The following is a 13,111-nucleotide window of genomic DNA, read 5'->3' on the forward strand; positions in this document are numbered from 1 at the left end:
CGACGACAAGGCAACCTCTGGGTTGTAAATCACAATTCATGGTTAAGCGTGGAATGCGCGGCGCGGCGTCGCCGGCCCGTTGCTTGCGCGGGCCGCCCAGTTGCGGGCTCCGGCCGCTGCTTATATATGAACACCACCGCGCCACCGGGCGGGCGCTTCACGCGCGAACGGGGCGTTGAGAAACTGAATCAAATCTGTGTCAGATTGATTCCGGAATGACTCGTAACCTTCTGGACGAACGGGAAAATCATGAAACCGAAGATCTTCATCGATGGCGAACACGGCACCACCGGGCTGCAGATCCGCACCCGCATGGCCGGCCGCAGCGATCTCGAACTCCTGTCGATACCGGAAGCCGAGCGACGCAATGCCGCGATGCGCGAAGATCTTCTGAACAATGCCGACATCGCAATCCTCTGCCTGCCGGACGACGCATCGCGCGAGGCCGTCTCCATGGTTGCCGGCAACAACCGGGTACGCATCATCGACACGTCGACCGCGCATCGCATCACTCCCGACTGGGCCTACGGCTTTGCGGAGATGGACAAGACACAGCCCGCCAAGATCCGTGACGCCCGCCACGTCGCCAATCCCGGCTGCTACCCGACGGGTGCAATCGGCGTGATCCGGCCGCTGCGTCAGGCCGGCATCCTGCCCGATGGATACCCGGTCACGGTCAATGCCGTTTCCGGCTATACCGGCGGCGGCAAGCAGATGATCGCGCAGATGGAAGACGAGGCGAACCCGGATCACATCAGCGCGCCACATTTCCTCTATGGGCTGACGCTCAAGCACAAGCACGTGCCGGAGATGAAGATGCATGGCCTGCTCGACCGCGCACCGGTATTTGCGCCATCCGTCGGCAAATTCCCGCAGGGCATGATCGTTCAGGTTCCGCTCTATCTCGACGATCTCGCCTCCGGCGCGACGATCGAGAACATTCATGCGGCGCTCGTCGAGCACTATGCCGGCCAATCGATCGTCGACGTTGTCCCGCTGGCCGTCAGCGAAAAGCTCGGCCGCATCGACGCCACGGAACTTGCAGGAGCAGACACGATGAAGCTGTTCGTGTTCGGCACGCCTGGCGGAACTCACGTGAACCTCGTCGCTCTGCTCGACAATCTCGGCAAAGGGGCCTCGGGGGCCGCTGTCCAGAACATGGATTTGATGCTGTCCGCCTGATCGGTTACAGCAATTGCAAACGAAAAAACCCGGCGAGACGTTCGCCGGGTTTTTCTTTGCGATTGTGGGTTTTAGTTGCGCAACTCGATTGCAGTCGGCTTCGGATATTCGCCGATGAAGCCGCGCCAATGGGCGATGGCAAAGCCGAGCACCACCAGCGCACCGCCCTGATGCAGGACGCCCCAGCCGACCGGCACCTGCAGCAGGAGCGTCGTGATGCCGATGATCGCCTGGACGCAGACGAGCACGAACAGCAATACCGAGCGGCGCGCATGGGTCGATTCCGGCGCCGCCCGCACCGAGGCGATCACGTGCATCAACGCCAGCGCAAACAGCACGTAGGCGCCGATCCGGTGGATGAACTGCACGGTCTTCGGGTTCTCGAAGACATTGATCCACCAGGGGTGCTGCAGGAAAAGATCGGACGGGATCCACGCGCCATCCATCAGCGGCCAGGTATTGTAGCTGAAGCCCGCATCGAGCCCGGCAACCAGCGCGCCGAGATAGATCTGGAACAGGCTCATGATTGCGATGATGGCGGCCATCCGACGCGAACGATCCGTCGGCGCCGCATCATCGGAATGCGGACAAAGGCCGCGCTGGATCCACATGCAGGCGGCGAAGATCAAACAGGCGATGACGAGGTGGGTCGCCAGCCTGTATTGACTGACTTCGGTCCGCTCCACCAGACCGGACGAAACCATCCACCAGCCGATAAAACCCTGGAAGCCACCGAGCGCCAGAATGCCGAGCAGCGGCCAGCGCAGCCGGCGTTCGACCCGACCCGTCAGCCAGAAGAAGGCGAGCGGCACGGCGAAGATGATGCCGATGGTGCGCGCCAGCAGCCGGTGCGCCCATTCCCACCAGAAGATCGTCTTGAACTCGCCGACGGTCATGCCGTTGTTGAGCTGTTGGTATTGCGGAATGCGCTGGTAGAGCTGGAACTCCTCCTCCCACTCCTCGGCCGTCAGCGGCGGGATCACACCGTGGATAGGTTTCCACTCCGTGATCGAAAGGCCGGATTCGGTCAGGCGCGTCGCGCCGCCGACAAGCACCAGCGCAAAAAGCGTAAAGAGAACGACGACGAGCCAGCCGCGGATCTGCCGGCGGTTGCGATCGGTCCTGCCAATCTCGCTTCGGAGCATCTGTTCTGTCGCCAATTCGACGCCTGCCATGGCTTTCCCTCTGGTATCGCGGGGTTGGCGGCGAGCGGTTCATCGCCGCGCCTGCCGGAAAGCCGTTGATTTGCACCAGAGCGGCATGCAAAACAAGGCCGAACCCTTTGCGGCATGCCGTCGCGGCCGGATCTCGCGCCATTTGAAAGAATTGAAATGCCCGTACGTCTCAGAAAGCTGATCGGTACGATCCTGATCATCATCCTCGTCATCGTCTATGCGCTCGCCGCCGTCACCTTCGCGTCACTGCTGCTCGGCGCTGCGCCGTGGTGGGTGCATCTGATGTACTTCTTCTTTACCGGCCTGCTCTGGGTGCTGCCGGCGATGCTGATCATCAAGTGGATGGAAAAGCCGGCGAAAGACCGCTGAGCCAAGGGGGACCTCGATGAAGGTTGCGATCATTTCCGATATCCATGGCAACGACCTTGCACTCGAGGCGGTGCTTGCCGATATCGACGCGCTGGGGATCGCCGATATTGTCAATCTCGGCGACCATGTCAGCGGTCCGCTCAATGCGGCGCGCACCGCCGATATCCTGATGGCGCGCAACATCCCCTCGATCTCTGGCAATCATGACCGATACCTGCTGACGCTCGATCCCACCGGCATGGGGTTGTCCGACCGCGCGGCCCATGCGGAATTGCAGCCTCGGCATCTTGAATGGCTAGCGACCCTGCCGGCCACCCTCGTCTATCGCGATGCATTCTTTCTTTGCCATGGCACGCCTGCGAGCGACGAGGCGTACTGGCTCGAAGCATTGACGGCGGAGGGCGTGGTCCATCTGGCAGCGCGCAGCGCCATCGAAGTCCTCGCTACAGGCATCAAGCAACCAGTCATTCTCTGCGGACACACGCACACTCCCCGAGCGATCCGCCTTGCGGACGGCCGGCTCGTAGTCAACCCCGGCAGCGTTGGTTGCCCTGAATATGACGCCGACAGCCCGGTCGCCCACAAGGTTGAAGTCGGCTCGCCGGATGCGCGCTACGCCATCGTCGAAAGCGTTGGCAATGATTGGAGTGTCACGTTCCGCACAGTTCCCTACCAGCACGAGACGATGGCAAGGCTTGCCGCGCAGCGAAACCGCCTGCAATGGGCGCAAGCTCTTGCAACAGGTTTTCTCGGTGGGTAGCAATCCGGGCTTCATGCTTTGCTAACTGCATTCGCCGGTTGTTGCCCGGAGGTCGCAGTCATATTTCAGGAATTAAACGGATTGTAGCGGAGTTGCCGTTGAATGGCAGCCGCAACCAGCATCCGGACGGCCTTGCCGATGACGAACACAGATCTGACCATCGGCCGGCCGGGCCATCGAGACGCACACGCTGCGTCCCGGTCTGATGCCGCCATGAGCCGATTCGAGATCTCCATCCATGATACGATGGCGCCGCTGGAGCAGGAATGGCGGTCGCTGGAAGCGCTGTCTTTCAACTCCCTGCATCAAGGCTACGACTGGTGCGCGGCATGGGCGCAGGCTCATGACAGCGAGTTGCAGGTCGTTCGCGGCGCCCTTGATGGCGAATTGCTGTTCATCCTGCCTCTTGAATTCGTGCCCGGTCGCCTGTTCAACACGGCGCGGTTTGTCGGTGCGCCCCACAGCAATCTCAATACCGGACTTTTCGCGGCAGATGCGCTGACCCTTCCCCGAAACGACTTCGCTGACCGACTGGCGCGCGAACTCACTCATCGGCTGCGCCATAAAGTCGATCTCGTGGCGCTCGAAAAGACGCCGCTTGCCTGGCGCGGAACCGCAAGCCCGTTTGCGAACCTACCCGGCATCAAGAACCAGAATTCCTCGTTTCAGCTGCCGCTGTTTTCGAGCTTCGAACGCACGCTGGCACAGGTCAATGCCAAACGGCGGCGCAAGAAGATGCGGATCTCCGAGCGGCGGCTCGAGGCTCTCGGGGGGTACGACTACGTCATTGCGCAGGATCCCTGCGAAGCGCGGTCGTTGCTCGACGTCTTTTTTCGCCAGAAGGCCACTCGTTTTGCAGCTCTCGGACTTCCCGATGTCTTTCAGGGCGCCCCGACCAGAACGTTCTTTCACGCAGTCGCGGGCAGTTGCGGCGCAGCTGACGAACGACTGCTCGAACTCAATGCCATCCGCCTTAAAGGCGAACATGGCGGGCGGATTGTGGCCGTCGCCAGTCTGTCGCGAAAGGCCGATCATGTCATCTGTCAATTCGGCTCCATCGACCAGGAATTGGCAGGCGACGCCAGCCCGGGCGAGCTCTTGTTCTACAGAATGATCCAAAGGCTTTGCGGCGAGGGCGCGGCGCTCTTCGACTTCGGCGTCGGAGACCAGCCCTACAAACGCTCGTGGTGTACAGTCGAGACGCCGCTCAGGGACATCGTCCTGCCGCTGACGGTGCGCGGCCGGTTTGCAGCCGGCTACCACCGGGCATTGGTGCAGGCGAAAGTGGCGATCAAGGCCAACAGGGCCGCCTATTCATTCTTCCAGCGGGTGCGGAGCCGCAAGCGGAAGACCGATCGACAGACCGGCGAGATCGATAGCGAATAAGCAGCGCCGTTAGCGCGCCTCGGCTCAGGCCGCGTGGCGGTCGGGATAATCCGGGCCGGGTTCACCCCGCCCAGTCATCAACACGATGTCCCGGTAGCCGGCCTCGCCGAAGCCGGTCAGGACTTCAATGATTCTCTCTTCGCTAACCGCCGGCGCCGACAGGATGATTTCCGCGCCGTCGCGGCGGGCAATCTTGTCGACGGCTCCCTCGTCGGCCGGTCCGCATTCGACCAGCACCAGATCATAGGCATTGGTCAACGCATCGATGATCATCTGCAGGCGCTCGATGCCGCGCATTGCGAGCCGCGGATCGGCATCGCCTTGCGGAATGATGTGCGCGTCGGAGAACCGATCGGCATGAATGGTTTCGGTGAACGCCACCTCGCCGGCCAGCAAGTTGGTGATGCCAGGCAGTTGCGCCGAACGCGCCATCAGGCGGGTCGGGCAGGCCGAACCTGTGAGGTCGATCAACACGACCTTGCGATCTTCCTCCGCGATCAGACGCGCCAGCATCACCGTCGCCGTCGACCCCTCGTCGCCACCGGGCGAAACAGAGATTGCGATCCGCACTGCGTTTTCACGCAGGTGATCGGCAACCGCCTCGATCGAGAAATCCGGTTCGGCCGTCTCGCCGCTCGGGTCGTCGACAACATCGTCCGTCTCGTCCTCGGCCAGTGGCGCCAACGGTGGCAGATCGATGGCGTCGTTCAATGCAGGCGAGATGTTGAGCTTCTTCTCATCGAAACCATCAGCAGCAGCAGCGACGGCGGCAATGGCCGGCCGCGAACGTGCCGGCGGCCGCTCGGCACCGACTGACACCGGCCGCAGTGCACGACCGCTGAACAACTCCCCGAGCATGATGATGATGCAGCTCAGAAGAAAGGTCGCAAGTGCCGCAACGATGGTGATCGGCATCACCTTCGGGAAGCTGGCGCCGGTGGGGACGACCGCGCTTGAAATGACACGCGCATCGGCGGGCGTTGCATTCTCGACCGTGCGCGACGTCGCTTCGCGATAGCGCGCCAGATAGGTCTCGAGCAGTTGCCGTTGGGCGGTCGCCTCGCGCTCGAGTGCACGCAGGCCCACCTCTTCCTCGCCGGCCTGGGCCGATTTGGCCTTGAGCGCGTTGAGCTGCTGCGTCAGCTGTTGCTCGCGCAACTCGCCGACCTTCGCCTCGTTTTCCAGACTGCTGAGGATCTTGCGGGTTTCTGAGCGGATCTGCGCCCTGATACCTTCGACCTGCGATTTCAGGGCCTTCAGCCGCGGATGGCCGTCCAGAAGCGTGGTCGAAAGGTCAGCCACCTGCCCTTGCAGGTTTGCTTCCGTCTCCTTGAGGCGCTGTATCATCGGCGAACCAACGACGTCGGCGATGGTATCAGCCTCGCGGCCGCTCGCCAGCGCCGCCCGCACACCTTCGGCGCGCGCCTCGGCATTAGCCCGCTCGCCACGCACGCGGGTCAGCTCGGTCGAGATATCCGTGAGTTGCCGGGTTGCGAAATTCGTGGTCTCGCCGGTTGGCAACAGATCGGACGACGAACGATAGGCCGCCACCTTGGCTTCGGCATCCCGCACCTTCTCGCGCAGATTGGCGATCTCCGGCTCAAGCCAACGGCTGGCTTCAGAATTGGTGTCGAGCTTCGCGCCGCTTTGCAGCGAAAGGAATACCTTTGCCATCTCGTTCGGGATCGCAGCCGCCAACTGTCGATCCTTCGAGGTAAAGGCGATCGCGATCACGCGCGACTTCTCGACCTGATAGACCTGCAGTTTCGATGTGAACTCCTTCAGCACCCGCTCTTCGGGCGGCATTTCCAGTGGGTTCTTCTTCAGGCCCAGCATGACCATCAGGTCGGAAACCGCCGAAGGTGCGGCCGAAGGATCAAACTCCTTCTGCTCGTGTAGCTTCATGTTGCGCGCGACCTGCTTGATCAGGTCGGCCGAACGCAGCACCTGAACCTGGCTCAGAATGCCGGATTCGTCGAAGACGCGGTCGGACCCTGTCTGCGCGTTCTGGTTGGAGCCGCTGAATTCAGGCTCCCGCGATTCGATGAGGACGCGCGTCTCGCTCTGATAGTCCGGTGCGATCATCTTCGCGGCGCCGAAAGCGAGCGCTGCAACACACGCAGTGGCGAGCAATACCTTGACGCGTCGATCCCACACGGCGCGGAACAGCCCGCCGAGATCGATATCCACATCCTGTTGTCCGCTGCCGTTTCCCGACATGCTTCTGGCTCCGAACCTTAAAATCTCGCTGGAAGGTAAATGAACATGGTAACGCAAGGGTTAATGGCTGCTCAACCTCTGGGCGATTTCGCCCCTCCTCTGCCGCAGGTCCCCCGTTGAAAATTCTACCGCGAGTTTACCAGCTATTAACCCTAACGGATCGATAACGGCGAGAGAGGTGGTCGTTTCCGGAGCCGAAGAGCAGCATGTCAACCGCAGGTATGAAGACGGGTCTCGCTATTACGGTGGCAGCACTGTCGATGTTGCTCGGCGGCTGCACAAGCTATCAGCCGGCACCCAAAGCGTTCAGCGAAGCAACGATCCAGCCCTATCGGCTGGACAGCGGCGACCGGCTGCGCATCAACGTATTCGAGCAGGCAGGCCTAAGTGGTACCTACACGGTCGATCAGGCAGGCTATGTTGCCTTTCCGCTGATCGGCACCGTCGCCTCGCGCGGCCACACGCTGCCCGAACTCGAAGGCATGATCGCCGCAAAGTTGAAACAGGGCTATCTGCGCGATCCGGATGTCACCATCGAAGTCGATCGCTATCGCTCGGTCTTCATCATGGGCGAAGTCGGCCAGGCAGGACAATATGCCTATGTGCCGGGAATGACGATACAGAACGCGATTGCGGTTGCCGGCGGCTTCTCGCCGCGGGCCAACCAGGCCAGCGCCGACGTCACGCGTAAAATCAACGGCCGGATCATCACCGGTCGCGTGCCGATTACCGATGCCGTACTGGCTGGCGATACGATTTACATTCGCGAACGGCTGTTCTGATCTCGATGCAGCCGCAGCGTCCCTTGCGCATCATTCACTGCTTCAGATCGCCCGTCGGTGGTATTTTCCGCCATGTGCGCGAGCTGGCGGAGGCGCACGCGGCGGCGGGTCATGAGGTCGGCATCCTCTGCGACAGTACCACTGGCGGATCCTATGAGGATTCGCTCTTCGACGGAATCCGGCCCTATCTGGCGCTGGGCCTCGTCCGCATGCCGATCCATCGCTCGATCGGCCCAAGGGATTTTGCCGCGCTCTGGCGCTGTTACAAGGAAATCAGAAGTTTGCAACCGGATGTGCTGCATGGGCACGGCGCCAAAGGTGGCGCCATAGCCCGCCTCATCGGTTCAGCCTTGCGGGTCAACAGGTATCGCGTAGCCCGCCTCTATTCCCCGCACGGTGGCAGTCTCCACTACAGCCCGAAGTCGTTTGTCGGGCGGATCGTCTTCCCGCTGGAGCGGCTTCAGGAACGCCTGACCGACGCGCTCGTCTTCGTCTGCGACTTCGAGCGCCAGACTTATTTTTCCAAGGTCGGCGAGCCGCGCGAGCACTACGAGCTGATCTACAACGGCATCGACGATCGCGAGTTCGAGGCCGTAGAGGCGCGGCCGGATGCGGTCGACTTCCTCTATATCGGCATGATGCGGGACCTGAAGGGTCCCGATCTTTTTGTGGATGCCTTTGCCCGCACGGAACGGCTTGTCGGGCGGCCGCTCTCGGCGTTGATGGTCGGCGACGGCCCACAGCAGCAAGAATACCGCGACCTCACGTTCGAGCAGGGCCTCGGGCGACGGATCACCATGCGCCCTGCCATGAACGCCCGCGAAGCCTTTGCGCTGGCACGAAACATCGTCATTCCATCCCGGGCAGAATCCATGCCCTATATCGTGCTCGAGGCGCTCGCGGCGCAAAAGCCGGTGATTGCCAGCCGCGTCGGCGGCATACCGGAAATCCTCGGCAAGCACAGCGCAGCTCTTGCCGAAGCGGCAGACGCGCAGTCACTTGCCACGATCATGGCTTCTGCAATCGTCGAGAAGGACTGGTCCGCGCGCGTGATGCCCGACCCGAAGACATTCAAGTCCCGCTTCGCGGCCTCGGTCATGACGGCGGAGGTGCTGCGGCTCTACCGGGATTTGTGCCGGGACCAATCGGCTCCGATAAGGCCTCAGGTTGCAACGTAAGCGTTTCTTAGTGGCTTTCTGCTATCCCGTGCGGACTTCAGTGCCGGAAGGAAGCCATGAACGAGTTTAAGCGGTCGGAAGCCTTCGACCCCGAAGCGCTTCGCAAGAAGATTTCGGAGATCCGTACCCGTGCGCCGGACGAAAAAGCCGGTGACGAACCGTCGACGGAACTCAACCCCCTCGCCCGACAGATTGCCGAACAATTCCGCGCAGACACCTATTCGCCCGCCATGATCATGGGCCTGATGCGTCTTTTCGAGTTCTGCGCACTGTTCGCCATCGGCTATGCCATCAATGCGCTTTATGTGCAGCCCGGCTTCGATCAGCTGCCGCTTTACCTGACGATCCTCGTTGGTGGCTCCGCACTAGCCGTTGCCGCGATGCAGATCGCCGACACCTACCAGGTCCCTGCTCTTCGCGCCTGGTTGCGCTTTACTCCGCGTATCCTCGCCTCTTGGGCGATCGCATTCGGCGGCATTGCCATCGCGCTTTTCTTTCTAAAGTCCGGTCATCAATATTCGCGTGTGTGGTTCGGCGGCTGGTTCGTCGCCGGTGCGCTCTTCCTCGTGGCAGAACGCGCATTCATTGCCTATTCCATCCGGCATTGGGCCCGCAACGGAACGATGGAGCGTCGTGCCGTCGTCGTCGGCGGCGGCCAGCCGGCCAAGGATCTGATCCGCACACTCGAACATCAGACCGACAACGACATCAGGATCTGTGGCATCTTCGACGATCGCGACGAACGTCGGTCTCCGAATGTCATCGCCGGCTACCCCAAGCTCGGAACGGTCGACGAGCTGGTGGAATTCGCGCGCCTGGCGCGCATCGACATGTTGATCATCTCGCTGCCGTTGACGGCGGAGAAACGCATCCTGCAGCTCCTGAAGAAGCTCTGGATACTGCCGGTCGACATCCGTCTTGCAGCGCACGCCAACAACCTGCGCTTCCGGCCGCGCAGTTATTCCCACGTCGGTGAAGTGCCGATGCTGGATATCTTCGACAAACCCATCGCAGACTGGGATTCCGTCGCCAAGCGTGGCTTCGACATCTTCTTCAGCATCGTCGCCCTGGTGTTGTTGTGGCCGGTGATGCTGGGGGCTGCGATCGCGGTCAAAGCCACCTCGCCCGGCCCCATCATCTTCAAGCAGAAGCGCCACGGTTTCAACAACGAGACCATCGAGGTCTACAAGTTCCGCTCGATGTACACGCATTTGAGCGACCCGAGCGCCCGCAACGCTGTGACGAAGGGCGACCCCCGCGTCACGCCGGTTGGGCGTTTCATCCGCAAGTCCTCGATCGACGAACTGCCGCAGATCTTCAACGTGCTCAAGGGCGAGCTCTCGCTCGTCGGCCCGCGCCCGCATGCCGTGCTAGCGCAGACGCAGAACCGCACCTATTCCGACGTCGTCGAAGGCTATTTCGCCCGTCACCGCGTCAAGCCCGGGGTCACCGGCTGGGCGCAGATCAACGGCTGGCGCGGCGAGATCGACAGTGACGACAAGATCCGCCTGCGCACGGCCTTCGACCTCCACTACATCGAGAACTGGTCGCTGCTCTTCGACCTGAAGATCCTGTTCCTGACACCGTTCCGGCTGCTCAACACGGAAAATGCCTATTGAGCACCGTCGACACACCACCGCCGATCGTCTTTAGACCCCAGCTCGCCGCGCTTTCGCTCTTCGGCTCATGGCTGGTTGCGCTTGTGGTGTTTCTGTCGGGTTTCGTGATTGCCGAACCAGCGCCCTACGAGCTATTCCTGGTGGTCCTCATTGGGCTCTGGGCGCTCTTCGGCCTGAAAATCTCGCGCTATGTCGCGCCGCTTCTTACTCTGCTCACCCTGTTCATGATCGGCGGGATCCTGTCGCTGATGACGATGGTCGACCTGACCAAGGGGCCGATGTACATGGCGGTCTCCGGATTTCTGGCGCTGTCGGCGGTCTTTTACGCCGCCATCATCGAGGATCGCTATCAGCGGCTCCGGCTGATCTTCAACGCCTGGGTCACGGCTGCCGTCCTGACCGCCCTGCTTGGTATTCTCGGCTACTTCGGCGCAATCCCGGGCGCTGAAAACTTCACACTCTACGACCGGGCCAAAGGCGCCTTCCAGGACCCGAACGTGTTCGGCCCATTCCTGTCGGTTCCCGCACTCTATCTAATCCACGGGTTGTTGACGCAGCCGATCCACAAGGCCCCGCCCAAGATCGCCGCGCTTCTGGTGCTGGCGCTCGGCGTGTTCCTGTCGTTCTCGCGTGCTGCATGGGCGCTCAACCTTTTCTGCGTGGTTGCCTTCGTCTTCGTGATGCTGCTCAAGGAGCGCAACGGCCTCTTCCGCCTGCGCATCCTCGTCGTCGCCCTGGTCGGCGGTGTCTTTGTTGTCGGCGCCCTGCTGGCCGCGCTGCAATCGGAGCAGGTGGCAACGCTCTTTTCCAGCCGCTCGCAGCTCGTGCAGGACTATGACGGCGGCCACCTCGGCCGCTTCGACCGTCACCGCATCGGTTTCCTGATGTCGATGGAGAAACCGCTCGGCATCGGTCCGATGGTCTTCAGCACGATCTTTCCCGAGGACGAACATAACGTCTGGCTGAAGTCGCTGACATCCTACGGCTGGCTCGGTTTCGTCAGCTACGTCACGCTTATCATCTGGACGCTGTCGCTCGGTTTCCGCTTCCTGCTGCTCGAGCGCCCCTGGCAGGTTTATCTGATGATCGCCTGGGTCGCGCTGATCGGTCATGTGGGCGTCGGCAATGTCATCGATACCGATCACTGGCGTCATTTCTACATGCTTCTCGGCATCATCTGGGGATGTGCCGCCCTCGAATACCGCCATCGTCGAACAATGCGGGCCGGATGGCAGCAATGAACATGGAATATCCTTTGCCAAATCGCCCCGCCGCCGCGCCGCTGCGCCTGCTCGAAGTCCTCGAGCCGAGCGGTGGCGGATCGGGCCGGCATTTCATCGATCTCTGCCGCGGCATGCATCTCCGCGGGCATCACGTCGAGGCGGTCTACTCACCGGTGCGAGCCGAGGAAAGTTTCGTGCGCGAGCTGAAGGCTATTGGCCTTCCCGCTGTTCACGCCGTCGACATGAAGCGTGCCCCAGGGCCCACCGATATCCCAGCCTTCCTGACGCTGCGTCGTATTATGCGCGATCATGGCCCTTTCGATATCGTTCACGGCCACAGCTCCAAGGCCGGAGCGTTGACGCGCCTGCGCTTGCCCGGTCGCCATTTGCCGCGCATCTACACGCCGCACGCTTTCCGTACGCTGGATCCGACACTGGGACGCGGCGGCAGGCTGATCTATGGCGCGATCGAATGGGGTCTCGCCTGGTTCTATACCGACCATCTCATCTGTGTGTCCGACGACGAGCGCTCCCACGCCGTTTCGCTATACATGCCGGAGGAGCGGATGTCGGTGATCGTCAATGGCGTTGCTCCGCCCTCACGGGATATGGCAACGACCATAAGGGCTAGTTTCGGCATTGCGCCGAACGCATTTGTCTTCGGGTTCATCGGCCGGCTGACCGCGCAGAAGGCACCCGAACGGCTCGTTGCCGCCTTTAAGAACATCGCCGCGACGGTGAAAGACAGTCATCTCGTCATGGTTGGCGCCGGCGAGCTCGAAGGCACGGTTCGCACCGCCATTTCCGAGAGCGGCCTACAGAACCGGATGCATCTGACATCCGCATTCACAGGTCCGCAAGCGGCCCCTGCCTTCGATGTGCTGGTCATGCCGAGCCGCTACGAGGCGATGTCCTACGTCATGCTGGAGGGGGCGGCGGCCGGAAAGCCGATCATTGCCAGCGATATCGGCGGCGCACGAACCGTGATCGAGGATGGTCACAACGGCTTCATCGTGCAGAATACCGACGATATCTCGGAGCTTGCCAAGACTATGGCTGCGTCCGCTACGCCAGCCACCTTCAGGAAGCTCGCGGCGGCAGCCGACAGCCTCAAGGAGCGCTTCACGCTCGACGCGATGCTCGACCAAACCGAGATGCTCTATTGGAAGCTGGCGGAACGACGACGTATCAGGGTAACCGCCTGATTACATAACACG

The 13,111-nt window shown here is 61.7% G+C and carries 11 protein-coding genes; 9 read left to right on the forward strand and 2 right to left on the reverse strand.

Annotated elements, in window-relative coordinates; translation table 11 throughout:
* The first annotated feature begins 249 nt into the window (after positions 1-249).
* Positions 250-1,182, forward strand: coding sequence for an N-acetyl-gamma-glutamyl-phosphate reductase (gene argC, locus ASD03_RS00550; RefSeq protein ID WP_025426551.1), 933 nt, complete (start codon positions 250-252; stop codon positions 1,180-1,182).
* 71 nt (positions 1,183-1,253) lie between these two features.
* On the opposite strand, the gene ASD03_RS00555 is transcribed toward argC, so the two are convergent.
* The gene (locus ASD03_RS00555) at positions 1,254-2,357 is read right to left on the reverse strand and encodes a COX15/CtaA family protein (protein ID WP_025426550.1); all 1,104 of its coding nucleotides are present in this window, start codon (positions 2,355-2,357) and stop codon (positions 1,254-1,256) included.
* 156 nt (positions 2,358-2,513) lie between these two features.
* Between ASD03_RS00555 and ASD03_RS00560 the strand changes: the two genes are divergently transcribed.
* The 3 genes from ASD03_RS00560 to ASD03_RS00570 all read left to right on the forward strand — a co-directional run bounded on the left by ASD03_RS00560 (position 2,514) and on the right by ASD03_RS00570 (position 4,872).
* A complete protein-coding gene (locus ASD03_RS00560) occupies positions 2,514-2,726 on the forward strand; it encodes a DUF2842 domain-containing protein (protein ID WP_025426549.1) in 213 nt (70 codons plus the stop codon).
* A 16-nt stretch (positions 2,727-2,742) separates the two neighbouring features.
* Positions 2,743-3,486, forward strand: a complete 744-nt coding sequence (locus tag ASD03_RS00565) for a metallophosphoesterase family protein (protein ID WP_057212390.1) — start codon at positions 2,743-2,745, stop codon at positions 3,484-3,486.
* A gap of 213 nt (positions 3,487-3,699) precedes the next feature.
* Positions 3,700-4,872, forward strand: a complete 1,173-nt coding sequence (locus ASD03_RS00570; protein WP_244445405.1) for a GNAT family N-acetyltransferase — start codon at positions 3,700-3,702, stop codon at positions 4,870-4,872.
* A 24-nt stretch (positions 4,873-4,896) separates the two neighbouring features.
* On the opposite strand, the gene ASD03_RS00575 is transcribed toward ASD03_RS00570, so the two are convergent.
* Positions 4,897-7,092, reverse strand: coding sequence for an exopolysaccharide transport family protein (locus ASD03_RS00575; protein WP_025426546.1), 2,196 nt, complete (start codon positions 7,090-7,092; stop codon positions 4,897-4,899).
* A gap of 206 nt (positions 7,093-7,298) precedes the next feature.
* On the opposite strand from ASD03_RS00575, the gene ASD03_RS00580 reads away from it, so the two are divergent.
* Genes ASD03_RS00580 through ASD03_RS00600 form a run of 5 tightly spaced genes read left to right on the forward strand, consistent with a single transcriptional unit; the run spans position 7,299 to position 13,099 of the window.
* Positions 7,299-7,874: a polysaccharide biosynthesis/export family protein gene (locus ASD03_RS00580; protein WP_025426545.1), complete on the forward strand. Its 576-nt coding sequence runs from the start codon at positions 7,299-7,301 to the stop codon at positions 7,872-7,874.
* A gap of 5 nt (positions 7,875-7,879) precedes the next feature.
* Positions 7,880-9,052, forward strand: coding sequence for a glycosyltransferase family 4 protein (locus ASD03_RS00585; RefSeq protein ID WP_025426544.1), 1,173 nt, complete (start codon positions 7,880-7,882; stop codon positions 9,050-9,052).
* Between the two features lie 56 nt (positions 9,053-9,108).
* Entirely contained in the window at positions 9,109-10,671 is a 1,563-nt protein-coding gene (locus tag ASD03_RS00590; protein ID WP_057211436.1) for an undecaprenyl-phosphate glucose phosphotransferase, read from the forward strand.
* The gene (locus ASD03_RS00595; protein WP_025426542.1) at positions 10,668-11,912 is read left to right on the forward strand and encodes an O-antigen ligase family protein; all 1,245 of its coding nucleotides are present in this window, start codon (positions 10,668-10,670) and stop codon (positions 11,910-11,912) included. The genes ASD03_RS00590 and ASD03_RS00595 overlap by 4 nt, the downstream gene beginning before the upstream one ends.
* On the forward strand, positions 11,909-13,099 hold the full coding sequence (locus ASD03_RS00600) for a glycosyltransferase (RefSeq protein ID WP_225906178.1): 1,191 nt from the start codon (positions 11,909-11,911) through the stop codon (positions 13,097-13,099). Before ASD03_RS00595 ends, ASD03_RS00600 begins: the two co-directional genes overlap by 4 nt.
* Positions 13,100-13,111 lie beyond the last annotated feature (12 nt).

Origin of the sequence: Ensifer sp. Root127, from assembly GCF_001425225.1 — a bacterium.
Lineage (GTDB): Bacteria > Pseudomonadota > Alphaproteobacteria > Rhizobiales > Rhizobiaceae > Ensifer > Ensifer canadensis.

Excerpts from the sequence above, each read along its gene's own strand:
- ASD03_RS00590 (WP_057211436.1), top strand. The coding sequence starts at position 9,109 with ATGAACGAGTTTAAGCGGTCGGAAGCCTTCGACCCCGAAGCGCTTCGC.
- ASD03_RS00565 (WP_057212390.1), top strand. The coding sequence starts at position 2,743 with ATGAAGGTTGCGATCATTTCCGATATCCATGGCAACGACCTTGCACTC.
- ASD03_RS00570 (WP_244445405.1), top strand. The coding sequence starts at position 3,700 with ATGAGCCGATTCGAGATCTCCATCCATGATACGATGGCGCCGCTGGAG.
- ASD03_RS00575 (WP_025426546.1), bottom strand. The coding sequence starts at position 7,092 with ATGTCGGGAAACGGCAGCGGACAACAGGATGTGGATATCGATCTCGGC.
- ASD03_RS00555 (WP_025426550.1), bottom strand. The coding sequence starts at position 2,357 with ATGGCAGGCGTCGAATTGGCGACAGAACAGATGCTCCGAAGCGAGATT.
- ASD03_RS00580 (WP_025426545.1), top strand. The coding sequence starts at position 7,299 with ATGTCAACCGCAGGTATGAAGACGGGTCTCGCTATTACGGTGGCAGCA.
- ASD03_RS00585 (WP_025426544.1), top strand. The coding sequence starts at position 7,880 with ATGCAGCCGCAGCGTCCCTTGCGCATCATTCACTGCTTCAGATCGCCC.
- ASD03_RS00600 (WP_225906178.1), top strand. The coding sequence starts at position 11,909 with ATGAACATGGAATATCCTTTGCCAAATCGCCCCGCCGCCGCGCCGCTG.
- argC (WP_025426551.1), top strand. The coding sequence starts at position 250 with ATGAAACCGAAGATCTTCATCGATGGCGAACACGGCACCACCGGGCTG.
- ASD03_RS00560 (WP_025426549.1), top strand. The coding sequence starts at position 2,514 with ATGCCCGTACGTCTCAGAAAGCTGATCGGTACGATCCTGATCATCATC.